General features: G+C 60.4%; 14 protein-coding genes and 1 pseudogene. 1 reads left to right on the forward strand and 14 read right to left on the reverse strand.

Going from position 1 to position 15,162, the window contains the following annotated elements:
* From ASR47_RS26790 to ppsA, 6 genes and pseudogenes are all read right to left on the reverse strand, one after another.
* Positions 1–167: pseudogene (locus ASR47_RS26790) on the reverse strand (IS1595-like element ISJsp4 family transposase); the annotation flags it as partial.
* 309 nt (positions 168–476) lie between these two features.
* Positions 477–785 carry an H-NS histone family protein gene (locus ASR47_RS01145; protein ID WP_065305939.1) on the reverse strand — a complete coding sequence of 103 codons (309 nt, stop codon included), beginning with the start codon at positions 783–785 and terminating at the stop codon, positions 477–479.
* A 613-nt stretch (positions 786–1,398) separates the two neighbouring features.
* On the reverse strand, positions 1,399–2,343 hold the full coding sequence (locus tag ASR47_RS01150; protein WP_065305940.1) for an SPFH domain-containing protein: 945 nt from the start codon (positions 2,341–2,343) through the stop codon (positions 1,399–1,401).
* A 16-nt stretch (positions 2,344–2,359) separates the two neighbouring features.
* On the reverse strand, positions 2,360–2,944 hold the full coding sequence (locus tag ASR47_RS01155; protein ID WP_342670528.1) for an NfeD family protein: 585 nt from the start codon (positions 2,942–2,944) through the stop codon (positions 2,360–2,362).
* A 12-nt stretch (positions 2,945–2,956) separates the two neighbouring features.
* The gene (locus ASR47_RS01160; RefSeq protein WP_065305942.1) at positions 2,957–3,469 is read right to left on the reverse strand and encodes a Dps family protein; all 513 of its coding nucleotides are present in this window, start codon (positions 3,467–3,469) and stop codon (positions 2,957–2,959) included.
* A 135-nt stretch (positions 3,470–3,604) separates the two neighbouring features.
* Positions 3,605–6,055 carry a phosphoenolpyruvate synthase gene (ppsA, locus tag ASR47_RS01165; RefSeq protein ID WP_065305943.1) on the reverse strand — a complete coding sequence of 817 codons (2,451 nt, stop codon included), beginning with the start codon at positions 6,053–6,055 and terminating at the stop codon, positions 3,605–3,607.
* 150 nt (positions 6,056–6,205) lie between these two features.
* On the opposite strand from ppsA, the gene ppsR reads away from it, so the two are divergent.
* Entirely contained in the window at positions 6,206–7,054 is an 849-nt protein-coding gene (gene ppsR / locus ASR47_RS01170) for a posphoenolpyruvate synthetase regulatory kinase/phosphorylase PpsR (RefSeq protein ID WP_065305944.1), read from the forward strand.
* A gap of 37 nt (positions 7,055–7,091) precedes the next feature.
* On the opposite strand, the gene ASR47_RS01175 is transcribed toward ppsR, so the two are convergent.
* From ASR47_RS01175 to bamA, 8 genes are all read right to left on the reverse strand, one after another.
* Positions 7,092–7,874: a TrmH family RNA methyltransferase gene (locus ASR47_RS01175; protein WP_065305945.1), complete on the reverse strand. Its 783-nt coding sequence runs from the start codon at positions 7,872–7,874 to the stop codon at positions 7,092–7,094.
* On the reverse strand, positions 7,871–8,509 hold the full coding sequence (gene rnhB, locus ASR47_RS01180) for a ribonuclease HII (RefSeq protein ID WP_065305946.1): 639 nt from the start codon (positions 8,507–8,509) through the stop codon (positions 7,871–7,873). The genes ASR47_RS01175 and rnhB overlap by 4 nt, the downstream gene beginning before the upstream one ends.
* Positions 8,510–8,535: 26 nt before the next feature.
* Positions 8,536–9,699 carry a lipid-A-disaccharide synthase gene (gene lpxB / locus ASR47_RS01185; RefSeq protein ID WP_065305947.1) on the reverse strand — a complete coding sequence of 388 codons (1,164 nt, stop codon included), beginning with the start codon at positions 9,697–9,699 and terminating at the stop codon, positions 8,536–8,538.
* Entirely contained in the window at positions 9,683–10,474 is a 792-nt protein-coding gene (lpxA, locus tag ASR47_RS01190; protein ID WP_065305948.1) for an acyl-ACP--UDP-N-acetylglucosamine O-acyltransferase, read from the reverse strand. Before lpxA ends, lpxB begins: the two co-directional genes overlap by 17 nt.
* 1 nt (position 10,475) lies before the next feature.
* A complete protein-coding gene (gene fabZ / locus ASR47_RS01195) occupies positions 10,476–10,973 on the reverse strand; it encodes a 3-hydroxyacyl-ACP dehydratase FabZ (protein ID WP_065305949.1) in 498 nt (165 codons plus the stop codon).
* Positions 10,970–12,025, reverse strand: coding sequence for a UDP-3-O-(3-hydroxymyristoyl)glucosamine N-acyltransferase (lpxD, locus tag ASR47_RS01200; RefSeq protein ID WP_065305950.1), 1,056 nt, complete (start codon positions 12,023–12,025; stop codon positions 10,970–10,972). Before lpxD ends, fabZ begins: the two co-directional genes overlap by 4 nt.
* Before the next feature lie 164 nt (positions 12,026–12,189).
* Entirely contained in the window at positions 12,190–12,708 is a 519-nt protein-coding gene (locus ASR47_RS01205; RefSeq protein ID WP_065305951.1) for an OmpH/Skp family outer membrane protein, read from the reverse strand.
* 49 nt (positions 12,709–12,757) lie between these two features.
* The gene (gene bamA, locus ASR47_RS01210; protein ID WP_065305952.1) at positions 12,758–15,094 is read right to left on the reverse strand and encodes an outer membrane protein assembly factor BamA; all 2,337 of its coding nucleotides are present in this window, start codon (positions 15,092–15,094) and stop codon (positions 12,758–12,760) included.
* Positions 15,095–15,162: the final 68 nt, after the last annotated feature.

Genomic DNA, 15,162 nt, shown 5'->3' on the forward strand with positions numbered 1-15,162 from the left:
GATAGACATGCCGGACAATGCAGTTGCGCCTGCGCTGTCTGCTCGATCAGGGTGATGGCCGCAGCCTGTGGCGCGCTGGTGCGCAACAGATCGCCGCTGGCAAGGCGCTGGCGATGCGACAGTTGCGCAAATTGCCTGGCGAAGGCCTGCCACTGGGCGGTGTCCATGATCGGCTCCTTGAAAGGCAATACCTGATCAGTTAGACCTCAGCAACTGCGGCGCGTTCCCACCGTTTTCGCTGACATAGCCTTTATTTTGCCTGGCACGACTCACAGGCAGCGAGAAAAAAACAGCCGAAGGTGGCGTGATAATGAAGAGAAATTATAGCGAGATAACAGCAAGACAATAAAGATAAAACCTGGAGACGAATGGCCACGGGAATTGACCGGGTACGCCAACAGAAAGTTCCGGATGCTTGCATACTGATTTGCCACAATACCAAACTGGCACAGGACAAGCATCCGAATGAACGGTGATTACACCTTCAGCAGGTCGCGCGATTTACCCGAATCGGTCCATTCCTTGACCCATTTCGGTTGACGGCCACGGCCAGTCCATTGTTGCGACGCATCGTCCGGATTGCGATAACGCACTGCCACCGTCCCGGTCTTGGCGCGAATACCGGTGCCCACCAGGTCTTTGACCGACACGCCCACGCTTTGCGCGATGGCCAGGATTTGCTCGCGCGCTTTCGACAGATCGTCGTGCTCGCGTTTCTTCATCTGCTTCTTGATGTCGTCTTGCAGGGTACGCAGTTCCGACAGGGATAAACTGGACAGATCCATGATATTTCCTTTGTATGAGTTAAAAAAACAATGCTGAACACGCAAATTCTATCCAATTGTAACGCGCTTGAGGAGATTTTTTTTCGAAATCGAATGATTTTTACATTTATTTTCATGGCGCCGCGCCATTAAGAGAATATTTGTGGCGCACGAAAAACACTACAAGCGGCATTGGCCACCATATTCGCTGGCAAAGGCACCAGCACCGGAGAGCGCGCCATCCAGCGCACGCCCCTATCGTGCCATTAATCCCGAAGTAACTTTTGATCCATTGCAATTTATAGCTATCATAAAAGATAATTTATAAAAAAGCATGTGGGATTTAGCGCGCGGCCACAAACAGCAACTTCATGGCTCAATTGTGGCTCAATCATGGCAGAAGGCTATCATCACGAAGAAGCATACTTTAATCGAAAAAAATAATCGGTGCTGCACGCTACGCGCATAATACCTCAAACCAGGCGGCTACCGTCACTGATTCAAATAGAGAAAACATTCCTCCAAAACCGGGCAAATGCTCGGGCAAACAGCAGACACGCTACATGAAGTGGATGCAGAAACGCCCGCAACAGCGGGCGTTTCTCACTACGCAATAACTAGTCTATAACTATGACTATGGCAGTGCCACGCCGCCTTTAGGCTTTTGCGTTTTCACCACTTGCATGGCGGTGGCAATCAAGCTGCTCATGTCGCCCAGATTGGCCGGCACGATAATCGAGTTATTGGTTTTTGCCAGTTGCGCAAAGGCGCCGACATATTGTTCCGCCACTTTCAGATTGACCGCATCTTCGCCACCCGGTTCGCGAATGGCGGCGCCGACCTGGCGCAGCGCCTCGGCGCTGGCCTGCGCCAGCGCCACGATGGCCGTTGCCTGCCCTTCGGCGCGGTTGATCGAGGCCTGCTTTTCGCCTTCCGAGCGGGCAATCGCCGCTTCGCGCTCGCCGCTGGCGATATTGATCTGCTCCTGCTTGCGTCCTTCCGAGGCCGCGATGAGCGCGCGCTTTTCACGTTCGGCCGTAATCTGCGCCTGCATCGCGTGCAGTATTTCTTTCGGTGGCGTCAGATCCTTGATTTCGTAACGCAATACCTTGACGCCCCAATTGGCCGCCGATTCATCGATGGCATTGACGATGGCAGTATTGATATGATCGCGCTCCTCAAAGGTTTTATCGAGTTCCATCTTGCCGATCACCGAACGCAAGGTCGTTTGCGCCAGTTGCGTAATGGCGGCAATGTAATTGGATGAACCATAGGAAGCGCGCATGGCGTCGGTAATCTGGAAATACAGGATGCCGTCGACCTGCAACTGCGTATTGTCACGCGTGATGCACACTTGCGGCGGCACATCGAGCGGAATTTCCTTGAGCACGTGCTTGTAGGCGATACGATCAACAAACGGCACCACGATATTGAGGCCGGGGCCCAGCACCGCATGGAATTTCCCCAGCCGCTCCACCACCCACGCATGCTGCTGCGGTACCACATTGACGGTCTTGAAGACAAATACCAGCGCCAGCAATAACAAGATCAGCGACACGCTGCCAATGTTAATTTCCATAGTTTACTCTCCTGTGTTATCCAACAATCAAACGGCTGCCGCGCACGGCACGTATGGTGTAGTGCCCGGCTTGCGTATCGCTGCCGGGCATTAATTCAACATCCCACAAGGCGCCGCGATACATCACGCGCGCCACGCCATCAACCCAATGCGCGACCGCCACGCTTTGGCCGATATCGAGATTCACATTCGGATCCTGGGCCGCATCACGGCGCGACGCCTTGCCAAAACGGCTGCGGCGCAATAACAGGGTGGCCACCACGCCGACAATCGCGGCGCACAGGCCCTGCATGGGACCATTTGCACCCGCCATGGCGGCCAGCGCACCCGCACTCATGCCGATGGCAATCATCAACAAATAAAAAGTGCCGCTGAATAATTCAAGGATCAATACGACGCCGGCGGCAATAAACCAGCCTATCCAATCGGCCATGATGTTTTCCTTTATGTCAGCCGTTGCAGAAAATAAAAACCCCCGTGACCGATACAGGCGACGGGGGTGTTCACAATGAAAAATTGCCAGATATTTATTCTTGCCTGTATACCTATCATTACAGTCTAAAGCAATTTGCGCTTGCGTCAATAGCTGGCCAACATTCATCTCACGCGGCCATTACTCTTCCAGCAGGCTGCGCAGCATCCACGCCGTCTTTTCATGCAGGTCCAGCCGCTGGGTGATCAGGTCGGCGGTTGGCTGATCGTTCGCCTTTTCCAGCAGCGGGAACAGGGCGCGCGCCGTGCGAGCGGTCGCTTCCTGGGCGGACACCAGGTGGCGCACCATTTCCAGCGCTGGCGGCACGCCTTCGATTTCCTTGATCGAGGCCAGCTCGACGAACTGCTTGTAGGTCCCTGGCGCAGGATAGCCGAGCGCGCGGATGCGTTCGGCGATCAGGTCCAGCGCGCCCCACTGTTCGGTGTACTGCGTCATGAACATCAGGTGCAGCGTGTTGAACATCGGTCCCTTGACGTTCCAATGAAAATTATGCGTCATCAGGTACAGGGTGTAGCTGTCGGCCAGCAGGCCCGACAGGCCTGCCGCGATCTTCGCGCGGTCCGATTCGGAAATGCCGATATCGATTTTTGCCGAGCCAGATTTTGGATTTACAGTTGGTTTCTTGCTTGCCATATCAACTCCTGTCTGTGTGTAAGTGCAACCATTTTAGCCGATCTTGCTCCACCTCATCGCCGTATGCCGTGCGGCCGAAAAAAAACCCGCCGCCATCGCTGGCAACGGGTTTTTCATAGGAGAGCAAGAATCAGCTTACGCTTTCAGCGCCGCCAGTTTTTGCCAGGTATCGATCACCGAATCCGGGTTCAGCGACATCGATTCGATGCCCTGCTCCATCAGCCAGACGGCGAAGTCAGGGTGGTCCGACGGGCCCTGGCCGCAAATGCCGATGTACTTGCCGCGCGCCAGGCAGGCCTTGATGGCCAGCGACAGCAGCGCTTTCACGGCAGGGTCGCGCTCGTCGAAGTCGGCGGCCAGCAATTCCATGCCGGAATCGCGGTCCAGGCCCAGGGTCAGCTGGGTCAGGTCGTTCGAACCGATCGAGAAGCCGTCGAAATGGTCGAGGAACTGGTCGGCCAGGATGGCGTTCGACGGCACTTCGCACATCATGATCACGCGCAGCTCGTTTTCACCGCGCTTCAGGCCATTTTTCGCCAGCAGGTCGATCACTTTCTCGGCCTGGCCCAGGGTGCGCACGAACGGCACCATGATTTCCACGTTGGTCAGGCCCATGTCATTGCGCACGCGCTTCATCGCTTCGCACTCCATGTTGAACGCTTCGGAGAAGTCGGCCGACAGGTAGCGCGCCGCGCCGCGGAAACCTAGCATCGGGTTTTCTTCGTCCGGCTCGTAGCGCGAACCGCCGATCAGCTTCTTGTACTCGTTCGACTTGAAGTCGGACAGGCGCACGATGACTTTTTTCGGCCAGAACGCGGCGGCGATGGTGGCGATGCCTTCGGCCAGCTTGTCGATGTAAAACGCTTTTGGCGACGCATGGCCACGGGCCACCGATTCGACCGCCTTTTTCAGGTCGGCGTCGATGTTCGGGTATTCCAGGATGGCGCGCGGGTGTACGCCAATATTGTTATTGATGATGAATTCCAGGCGCGCCAGGCCCACGCCGGCGTTCGGCACGGACTGGAAGTCGAACGCCAGTTGCGGATTGCCGACGTTGAGCATGATCTTGGTGTCGAGTTTCGGCAGTTCGCCGCGCGACACTGCCGACACTTCCGTTTCCAGCAGGCCGTCGTAGATCTTGCCTTCGTCGCCTTCCGAGCACACCACGGTCACAAAAGTGCCGTCTTTCAATACCTCGGTGGCGTCGCCGCAGCCGACCACGGCCGGCACGCCCAGCTCGCGCGCGATAATCGCCGCGTGGCAGGTACGCCCGCCACGGTTGGTGACGATGGCCGAGGCGCGCTTCATCACCGGCTCCCAGTTCGGGTCGGTCATGTCGGCCACCAGCACGTCGCCCGGCTGCACGCGCTCCATGTCGGCCGGGTCGTGAATCACGCGCACCGGACCGGCGCCGATCTTCTGGCCGATGGCGCGGCCCGAAGTCAACACGGTACCGGTGCTTTTCAGCTTGAAGCGTTCCTGCACGTCGGTCGCCTTTTGCTGCGACTTGACGGTTTCAGGACGCGCCTGCAGGATGTAGAGCTTGCCGTCGCGGCCATCCTTGCCCCATTCGATGTCCATCGGACGGCCGTAATGGTTTTCGATGATGACAGCGTATTTCGCCAGTTCCACCACTTCGCTGTCGTTCAGCGAATAGCGGTTGCGCATTTCGACCGGCACATCAACGGTCTTCACCGAGCGGCCGGCTTTCGCCTCATTGGTAAATTCCATTTTCAGCAGCTTGGAGCCGATATTGCGGCGGATCACAGGCGACTTGCCTTTCTCCAGCATCGGCTTGTGCACATAGAATTCGTCCGGGTTGACGGCGCCCTGCACCACGGTCTCGCCCAGGCCGTAGCTGGAAGTGACGAACACCACGTCCTTGAAGCCGGACTCGGTATCGATGGTAAACATCACGCCAGCGGCGCCCAGGTCCGAGCGCACCATGCGCTGCACGCCGGCCGACAGGGCCACTTCGGCGTGGGTAAAGCCCTTGTGCACGCGGTAGGAGATGGCGCGGTCGTTGTACAGCGACGCGAACACCTGCTTCATGGCATCCAGGACATTGTCGATGCCGACCACGTTGAGGAAGGTTTCCTGCTGGCCCGCAAACGACGCGTCCGGCAAGTCTTCCGCGGTGGCGGACGAGCGCACGGCAAACGACATTTCGGTATCGGAGTCGGCCACCAGTCTGGCGTAGAAGGCGTCGATCTCGGCGGCCAGGCGCGGCTGGAACGGGGTTTCGACGATCCATTGTCGGATCTCGGCGCCGGCTTGCGCCAGCGAGCGCACATCGTCGATATCGAGGCCTTCGAGGCGGTTGGCGATGCGCTGCGCCAGCGGCAAGCCGCCGTTGGCGCTGTACGACAGGAAGTCGCGGAACGCTTGGGCGGTGGTGGCGAAGCCACCTGGCACGCGTACGCCGGCTTCGGCCAGCTGGCTGATCATCTCGCCGAGCGAGGCGTTCTTGCCGCCAACCGATTCCACATCGGTCATGCGCAAATGTTCGAACGAGGCGACGTACACCGCGTCCTGATCTGCGCCCTGAACCTGCTGTTGCTGCTCCTGCAATGCTGCGTTGGTCATAATGACACCCTTACTGATTAGAAACCTTTAGGCGCGGCGCACAGACAGTCTTCTTGTTATTCTTGGCGTCGTGCAGCACAATCAATACCATTCCAGCCATTTTACCTTGTGCGGCGCGAATTGACGACGCACAATCTTGATCCGAAAACCATGACAACCGAACCACGTCCCCCCTTGCCTTCGGCGGCCCGCACCGTCTTCTTCGTCTCGGACGGCACCGGCATTACCGCCGAGACCTTCGGCCACTCCGTGCTGTCGCAGTTCGAATTGCGCTTTCGCCAGGTGCGCCTGCCCTTCATCGACACCATGGACAAGGCCTACGAGGCGGCACGCAAGATCAACGAAGCGTTCGCCAATGATGGCCAGCGTCCGATCATTTTCTCGACCCTGGTGAAAGCCGACCTGTCGGCCGTGATCCGCAAGTCCAGCGGCATGCACATGGACCTGATCCAGACGTTCGTGGCGCCGCTGGAGCAGGAGCTGGGCGTGATGTCGACCCATACCATCGGCCGCTCGCACAACATCGTCGACAGCGAAGAGTACAAAAACCGCATCGAGGCGATCAACTATTCGCTGGCGCACGACGATGGCCAGTCGCATAAAAACCTGTCCTCGGCGGACGTCATCCTGGTCGGCGTATCGCGTTCGGGCAAGACCCCGACCAGCCTGTATCTGGCGATGCAATACGGCATCAAGGCCGCCAACTATCCCTTGATCCCGGACGATTTCGAGCGCGACAAGCTGCCTTCGGCCTTGTATGAATTTAAGAATAAAATTTTTGGATTAAGCATTACGCCCGAACGTTTGTCGGAAATACGCAACGAAAGAAGGGCTGGCAGCAAGTATGCGGCGATTGAAAACTGCCGCTACGAGGTCAACGAGGCGGAAAAAATGATGAAGCGCGAGGGGATACGGTGGCTGTCGTCGACCACCAAGTCGATCGAGGAGATCTCGACGACGATCCTGCAGGAGATCAAGCCGAACCGGCGGGAATACTGACATCAAAACGGGCCATGACGGCCCGTTTTTCCTGTGCTTACCGGGTTTGCCGCAGCTGCTCGAAAAAGCACACCGCGGCGCACGCCGCCACGTTCAGCGACTCGATCTGGCCCAGGTGCGGTATCACCACCTGGTGCGTGGCCATGGACAGCAGGTCGCCGGCCACGCCCTGCCCTTCATGGCCGAACAGCCAGGCCACCGGCTGGCGCAGGTCGACGTCGTACAGCTCGCTTGTGGCGTAGCCGCTGGTGGCCAGGGTCGCCACCTGCGCGTTCGACACCAGCGCGGCCAGGTCGACGTTTTCAAAGATATCGAGCACGAAGTGCGCGCCCATCGCCGCGCGCAGCACTTTCGGCGACCAGCAGAACGCGGTGCCGGCGCTGCAATAGACTTGCGTGATGCCGGCCGCAGCCGCGCTGCGCAGGATCGAGCCGACATTGCCCGGGTCCTGCAGGTTGTCCAACAGCACCGCCGACACCGTCACCGGCGCCGTCACGCTGCGCTCGGGCGTGTCGATCAGGAACATCACGCCGACGCCGTGCTCGACCTGGCTGACCGCGTTGTACAGCGCGTCCGGCAGGCCCAGCACGTGGGCGCGCCGGCTTTCCAGCTGGCCGACGATCTCCATCACTTCCGGCTTGCGCAAGGCGCTTTCGCTGACGATGCACTGCTCGGGCAGGCCGCGCAACTGCAGATACGACTGGCACAGATGGACGCCATCGAGCAGGGTGCGGCCCGACTTGCGGCGCGCCTGCGAGCTGCCGGCCAATTTCAGCAAGTCCTTGTACTGCGCGTTGTCGCGCGAGGTAATCGTCTTCATGCCGCCACCTCCTGCGCGCCGAACAGCGCGATCACATTGCGCACGGGCGCAAACGAGCGCCGGTGCACCGGCGAGGCGCCATGCAGATGCAGGCGTTCCAGATGCAGCTTGGTGCCATAGCCCTTGTGCTGGTCGAAGCAGTATTCGGGATACTGCGCGTGCAAGCGCACCAGGGCGGCGTCGCGCGCCGTCTTGGCCAGGATGGAGGCGGCAGAAATCGCATCGACCTTGTCGTCGCCGCCGATGATGGCCATGCCACGTATCGGCATGACGGGGCAGCGGTTGCCGTCGATCAGGGCCAGCGTGGGTATCGTGGCCAGCGCCTCGACGGCGCGGCGCATGGCCAGCATCGACGCCTGCAAGATGTTCAGGCGGTCGATCTCTTCTTCGGAGGCCTCGGCGATCGCCCAGGCCAGCGCGCTGGCGCGTATCTGCGGCGCCAGCAGGTCGCGCCTGGCCTCGGTCAGCTTTTTCGAGTCGCGCAGGCCGTCGATGGGCCGCTTCGGGTCGAGGATGACGGCGGCGGCAAACACGGGGCCGGCCAGCGGACCGCGCCCTGCCTCGTCGACGCCGCAAATGATTTCATCGAGCGAGAATGGCAAGTCGTCAAACAGGCCGGGATAGCTATTTTTCACGTTGAATCTTTTTCAGTTACTGTCAGTTACTTCTTGTTGGCGGCGATTACCTGCATCACTGCGTTGGCGCTTTCGCGCGCACTGTCGCGCAGCAGGCTTTGGTGCATGTCGGTAAAGCGCTGCACCAGGCGCAGGCGGCCAGGGATATCGCTCAATTGCTGCCACACCGCCTCGGCCAGCGCTTCGGGGCTGGCGGCGTTTTGCAGCAGTTCCGGCACCAGGTAGTCGCGCGCCAGGATATTGGGCAGGCCGATCCACGGCTGGTAGCCCATGTGGCGCATGATTTCCCACGAGGCGCGCATCATCTTGTAGGCGATCACCATCGGCTTTTTATACAGCGCCACTTCCAGCGAGGCCGTGCCGGAGGCCACCAGCACCGCGTCGGCGGCGCAAATGGCCGTATGCGAGCCGCCGTCGGTCAACAGAATCTCGACGTCCTGCAGCCCGGCCTCTTGCACCAGCTGCAGAAAATACTGGCGCTGCTTTTCGCCGGCCATCGGCGCGACAAAGCGCAAGGAGCGGTCGCGCGCCAGCAGCAGCTTGCAGGCCGACACGAAGGCCACGGTATTGTATTTGAGTTCGCCCGTGCGGCTGCCCGGCATCAGGGTCACCACATTGGCGTCCTCCGGCAGGCCGAGCGCGCGGCGCGCGGCCGCTTCGTCCGGCTGCAACGGAATCATCTCGGCCAGCGGATGGCCGACATAGGTCACCGGCACGCCGGCCTTGCGGTAGATTTCCTCCTCGAACGGGAAGATCACCAGCATGTGCGACACCGCCTTGATGATTTTCTTGATGCGCCCGCCGCGCCAGGCCCATATCTGCGGCCCGATATAATGCACGGTGGGGATGCCGGCGCTTTTCAGCTGCTGCTCCAGGCCGAGGTTGAAACCGGGATAGTCGGCGCCGATAAAGACGGCCGGACGCTCGGCGATCAGCTGGTCGCGCAGCGCGTTCTGGATGCCCTTGATTTCGCGGTAGCGCGGAATGATCTCGAACAGGCCGCGCACGGTGAGCTTGTCGAGCGGCCAGTCCGACACAAAACCCTGGGCGGCCATGTGCTCGCCGCCGATGCCGTGAAAGCGCACGCCGGGCAGCCGCGGCGCCAGGCCCGACAACAAGCGGCTGGCCAGCAGGTCGCCCGACACCTCGCCGGCGACGATGGCGACAGAGCGATTATCGGACGATGCCACGCGAGGCCACACCCAGAAATTCGCGCATGGCGCGGATATGTTCGGCCACGTCAGGCGAGGAGCCCTGCTCTTCTTCGAACAGCGCCGCCTTGGCCTCGTCGAGGGTCAGGCCGGAACGGTAGATCAGTTTGTAGGCGGTACGGATGCCATTGATCTGCTCGCGCGTAAAGCCGCGCCGTTTCAGGCCTTCGATATTGACGCCGTGCGCGGCCGCCGGATTGCCGTTCAACAGCACGAACGGCGGTACGTCCTGGGTCAGGCTGGTGCTCATGCCGACAAAGGCGTGCGCGCCGATCTTGCAGAACTGGTGGACGTTGGCAAAACCGCTCATGATGACCCAGTCGCCGATCTCCACGTGGCCGGCCAGCTGTGCGTTGTTCGAGAAAATCGTGTGACTGCCGACCTGGCAGTCGTGCGCCAGGTGCACATAGGCCGAAATCCAGTTGTCATGGCCCAGCCGCGTCACGCCGCCGCCCTGTACCGTGCCCGTGTTGAAAGTGCAGAACTCGCGGATGGTGTTGCGGTCGCCGATTTCCAGGCGGGTCGCCTCGCCCGCCCATTTTTTGTCCTGCGGCTGCGCGCCGATCGAGGAAAACTGGAACAGCTGATTGTCGGTGCCGATGGTGGTATGGCCGTCGATCACCACATGCGGACCGACTTTGGTGCCGGCGGCGATGCGGACATGCGGGCCGATGATGGTGTACGGTCCCACTTCGACCGAGCTGTCGAGCTCGGCCTTGGGGTCGATCACCGCGGTGGAGTGGATGGCCGACATCTTACTGCCCCGCTGGCTTGCTCGCCGACTGGCTGGCATCCTGCGCGCTGCGGATGGTGCACATCAGTTCGGCTTCCAGCGCGACCTTGCCGTCGACGCTGCCGACCGCCTTGTATTTCCAGATGCCGCGCGATACGCGCAGGATTTCCACATCCATCTTCAGCTGGTCGCCCGGCTCGACCGGACGCTTGAAGCGCGCGTTGTCGATGCCGACGAAATACACCACCGAATTTTCGTCGGGCTTGACGCCCATGGTCAGGAACGACAGCAGCGCGGCAGTTTGCGCCAGCGCTTCGATCATCAACACGCCCGGCATCACCGGCTTGTGCGGGAAGTGGCCCTGGAAGAACTCTTCGTTGACCGTCACGTTCTTGATGGCGGTGATGGATTTGTTCGCTTCCCAGGTCAGCACGCGGTCCACCAGCAGCAGCGGATAGCGGTGCGGCAGCAGCGATTTGATGGCCAGGATGTCGAGGGTCTTGTTTTCGGTAGTCGTCATTTTTCGTCTTGCTTGGTCAGTGTTTTAATGGTTTTTTCCAGCGCGCGGATCTTCTCGCGCATGCTGGTGAGATTGCGCACGATGGCGGCGCTTTTTTCCCAGTCGGCGTTTTTCGCCAGCGGGTAAAAGCCGGTGTATTGGCCCGGTTCGGCAATCGAGCGCGACACCATGCTGCCCGAGCCCACGTGGACCCGGTCGGCGATCGTCAGGTGGCCCAGCACCATGGCGGCGCCGCCGAAGGTGCAGTATTTGCCGATCACGGCGCTGCCGGCCACGCCGACGCAGCCGGCCATGGCCGTGTGCGCGCCGATATGGCAGTTGTGGCCGATCTGGATCTGGTTGTCCAGCTTGACGCCGTCTTCGATGATGGTGTCGGCCAGCGCGCCGCGGTCGATGGTGGTATTGGCGCCGATATCGACATCGTCGCCGATCACCACCCTGCCCGTCTGCGGAATCTTGATGTAGACGCCGCCCTCGTTGGCAAAGCCGAAACCGTCGGTGCCGATCACGGCGCCCGAATGGATGATGCCGCGCTCACCGATCACGCAGCGCGCATGGAACGTCACGTTGGCGAACAACCGGGTGCCCGCGCCGACGACGGCGTCGCGGCCGATCACGCAGCCGGCGCCAATCACGCAGCCGGCCTTGAGCACCGCGCCGGCTTCGACCACGGCACGCGGACCGACCGAGGCGCTGGCGTCGACCTGCGCGGACGCGTCGACGATGGCGCTGGGGTGAATGCCCAGCGGCGCCCGGATCTCGGTCAGATCGGCAAAAAACTGCGCCGCGCGCGCGAAATACACGTAAGGGTTGGGGGTGACGATACGCGCCCCGGCGTACTGGGCGCCTATCAGCGCGTCGTCGGCCGGCGTGAGTATCAATGCCGCAGCGCCACTGCTGGCGGCCTGCGCGCGAAATTTGCTATTGCTCAGAAAGCTGATGTGCGAAGCGCCGGCGTCAGCCAGCGGCGCGATCCCGGTTACTTCCAGGTTGGCATCGCCCGCAAGTTGTCCGCCGAAGCGTTCGACCAATTCTCCTAGTCGAGTGCCCATCTTTAAAACCCCTATAAAAACGCCTGCCAGTGCCGACTGCGCGGCGCGATTTGCGGTCTCCGATGCTCACTGCCTCGGGCGGCCCCGTACATGCGCACAGCTCCGCTTCTCAACCACAACTCACATCCGCTCGCTACGGCACTGTCAGGCGTAAAACCGTTCTATTACTTGTCCAGCGCCTTCAATACCTTGTCGGTAATATCGATGCGCGGGCTGGCCCACAGGGCTTCCTGCAGCACGATGTCATAGCCTTCGACATGGGCCAGCTGCTGGATGATGGTATTGGCCTTTTCCGCGATGGCGCTGCGCTCCTCGTTGGAACGCTGATTCAGGTCTTCGCGAAATTCGCGCTGGCGGCGCTGCAGTTCCTTGTCCAGCTCGAAAAACTCGCGCTGGCGCTTGGCGCGGTCGGCCTCGTTCAGGGTCGGCATGTCCCGCTCGAGCGCTTCATTGGCCACCTTGAAGCGGGCGCCCAGTTCCTGCACCGCTTTTTCGCGCGAACGGAATTCTTCGGCCAGTTTGGCGCTGGCCAGTTTCGCCAGCTTCGACTCGTTATAAATACGTTCGCTGCTGATCCAGGCGATCTTCGATTCCTGAGCCTGTGCGTGCACCGGCAACAGCGAACTCCAGCACAATGCGATTGCGGCAAGAGACTTGGGCAGGGTGGCGGATGCGGTATTCATGATACTCCATGGTCAAAATGTGTAAGCTGGCGCCCCATGCGGATGCCGGTCAGAAACCGGTACCCATCTGGAACTGGAAACGCTCCAGGCGGTCGGTCGGCTTGGCGTTCAGCGGCTTGGCGTAGCTCAGCTTGAGCGGGCCCACCGGTGAAATCCAGCTGATCCCCAGACCGGCAGAATAGCGCAATTGCGAGATGCGCATCTTTTCGCCTTCCTGGTAGACCTGGCCACCATCAAGGAAGCCGAACCAGCGCAAGCTGCGGTCATTGCCGGAACCCGGGAATGGCATCTGCAATTCGGCGTTGCCGAACATGCGCGAGGCGCCGCCCAGCGCATCGTTGGTGGTCGGTTCGACCGCGCCCAGCGAGGAACTCAGGTAGCCGCGCACCGAACCGATACCGCCGCCGTAGAAGTTCTTGAAGACCGGATACACATGGTTGCCGATGCCGTGGCCGTAATCGAGCTCGCCCCTCAGCGCCAGCGTGACCTTGCTGAACAGCGGACGGAAATACTGGTGCTCATAAATGGCGCGGAAATACTTCTGGTCGCCGATCAGGTCAGCCTCCAGGTTGACGCGCTGTAAGCGGCCAATCGACGGCGTCAGGGCGCTGTCGCGGCTGTCGCGCTGCCAGGCCGCCGTCAGCGGGATCGAATTGGTGGTGGCCGAACCGATGCCGTCCGACGGGCCGCCGTTGTCGGTCACGTACTGGCGGAAACGCAGCGGACTGGTCGAGTCGGTCTGGATCTGCGAGCGCTCGGCGCCGACACCGAAGAAGATGGTGTCGACTTCCGAGAACGGCACGCCGTAGCTGACGCGGCCACCGGTCTGCTTGATCTTGTAGCTGCCGATGTTCAGCGCCGGCGGTTCGGTGGTGCGCAGGTAGACTTCGAAGCTGCGCGAGATGCCGTCATCGGTGTAGTACGGATTGGTCTGCGAAAACGCGATGGTGCGGCTGTAATGGCTGGTATTGAGCTCGATGCCGACCGTGTTGCCGCTACCGGCGAAGTTGGCTTGTGAAATTGACGCCGACAGGGTGAATTTTTCCGATTGCGAGAACGCGCCGCCGATCAGGAAGTTGCCGGTCGGTTTTTCCACCACCGTCACGTTGACGTCGACCTGGTCGGTCGTGCCCTGCGCTTCCGGCGTATCGATGGTCACGTCCTTGAAGTAGCCGAGACGGTCGACACGGTCGCGCGACAGCTTGATCTTGTTGCTGTCGTACCAGGACGATTCGAACTGGCGGAATTCGCGGCGGATCACCTCGTCGCGGGTGGTGGTATTGCCGGCGATATTCATGTGGCGCACATAGACGCGCTTGCCCGGATCGATAAAGAAGGTAAAGCCGACTTCATGCTTTTCGCGGTTGATTTCCGGATTGGCGTTGACGTTGGCAAACGCATAGCCGAAGGTCGCCAGGCGGTCCTGGATGCGCTTGTTGGTGGCCGTCAGGCGCGCGCCCGAATAGATGTCGCCTTCGCGCATCAGGTTCAGGGCCTTGATTTCTTCTTCGCGGCCGAACATCTCGCCTTCGAACTTGGTGCCGGCGACCTTGTACTTCTCGCCTTCGGAGATATTGATGGTCAGGTAAATGTCTTTTTTGTCGGGCGTGATCGACACTTGCGTCGACTCGACCTGCATCTCGATATAGCCGCGGTCCAGGTAGTAGGACTTGAGCGACTCGATGTCGCCGGTCAGCTTGGTTTTCGAGTACTGGTCGGCCTTGGTGTACCAGCTGAACCAGCCGCCCGTGTTCAGGGCCAGCTGCTCGCGCAGTTCCTTGTCCGTGAAGGCCTTGTTGCCGACGATATTGATCTGCTTGATACGCGCCACTTCGCCCTCGTCGACGGCAAACACCACATTGACGCGGTTGCGCTCGATCGGCGTGACGGTGGTGGTGATCTTCACGCCATACAGGCCGTGCGACAGGTACTGGCGCTTGAGTTCCTGCTCGGCGCGGTCGACCGAGGCCTTGTCGAAAATCTTCGCCTCGCCGACGCCGATTTCCTTGAGCGCCTTGACCAGCACGTCTTTTTCAAATTCCTTGGTGCCGGTAAATTCCACGGTCGCGATCGCCGGACGTTCCTCGACCAGCACCACCAGCACGTCGCCATCGGCTTCCAGGCGCACATCCTTGAACATGCCCGTCGCGTACAGGGCCTTGATGGCGGCGATACTCTTCTCGTCGGAGAAGGTTTCGCCGACTTTCACCGGCAGGTAGGCAAATACGGTGCCCGCTTCGGTGCGCTGTATCCCTTCGACCCGGATGTCCTTGACAGTGAACGGAGCGACAGCGAGCGCATGGCCGGAGCAGAATGCCAGGACGGCGGCGCCGATCAGGCTGCGGCGAAAGGAAGGCAAGGCAATACGAGCAGAATGTAATTTCATTGGCTAATCAATGGATAAATCAGTGGACAACATACACAAAAGATTGCTTGTGCGACTCACGCAATGGC

The organism is Janthinobacterium psychrotolerans, assembly GCF_001677885.1.
In the GTDB taxonomy this organism is placed as follows: domain Bacteria; phylum Pseudomonadota; class Gammaproteobacteria; order Burkholderiales; family Burkholderiaceae_D; genus Janthinobacterium; species Janthinobacterium psychrotolerans.

Bases quoted from the DNA above. Each gene is read 5' to 3' on its own strand.
- lpxD (WP_065305950.1), bottom strand. From the start codon at position 12,025: ATGGGCACTCGACTAGGAGAATTGGTCGAACGCTTCGGCGGACAACTT.
- ppsA (WP_065305943.1), bottom strand. From the start codon at position 6,055: ATGACCAACGCAGCATTGCAGGAGCAGCAACAGCAGGTTCAGGGCGCA.
- bamA (WP_065305952.1), bottom strand. From the start codon at position 15,094: ATGAAATTACATTCTGCTCGTATTGCCTTGCCTTCCTTTCGCCGCAGC.
- fabZ (WP_065305949.1), bottom strand. From the start codon at position 10,973: ATGACGACTACCGAAAACAAGACCCTCGACATCCTGGCCATCAAATCG.
- ASR47_RS01145 (WP_065305939.1), bottom strand. From the start codon at position 785: ATGGATCTGTCCAGTTTATCCCTGTCGGAACTGCGTACCCTGCAAGAC.
- ASR47_RS01205 (WP_065305951.1), bottom strand. From the start codon at position 12,708: ATGAATACCGCATCCGCCACCCTGCCCAAGTCTCTTGCCGCAATCGCA.
- ASR47_RS01175 (WP_065305945.1), bottom strand. From the start codon at position 7,874: ATGAAGACGATTACCTCGCGCGACAACGCGCAGTACAAGGACTTGCTG.
- ASR47_RS01160 (WP_065305942.1), bottom strand. From the start codon at position 3,469: ATGGCAAGCAAGAAACCAACTGTAAATCCAAAATCTGGCTCGGCAAAA.
- ppsR (WP_065305944.1), top strand. From the start codon at position 6,206: ATGACAACCGAACCACGTCCCCCCTTGCCTTCGGCGGCCCGCACCGTC.
- ASR47_RS01150 (WP_065305940.1), bottom strand. From the start codon at position 2,343: ATGGAAATTAACATTGGCAGCGTGTCGCTGATCTTGTTATTGCTGGCG.
- ASR47_RS01155 (WP_342670528.1), bottom strand. From the start codon at position 2,944: ATGAATGTTGGCCAGCTATTGACGCAAGCGCAAATTGCTTTAGACTGT.
- lpxA (WP_065305948.1), bottom strand. From the start codon at position 10,474: ATGTCGGCCATCCACTCCACCGCGGTGATCGACCCCAAGGCCGAGCTC.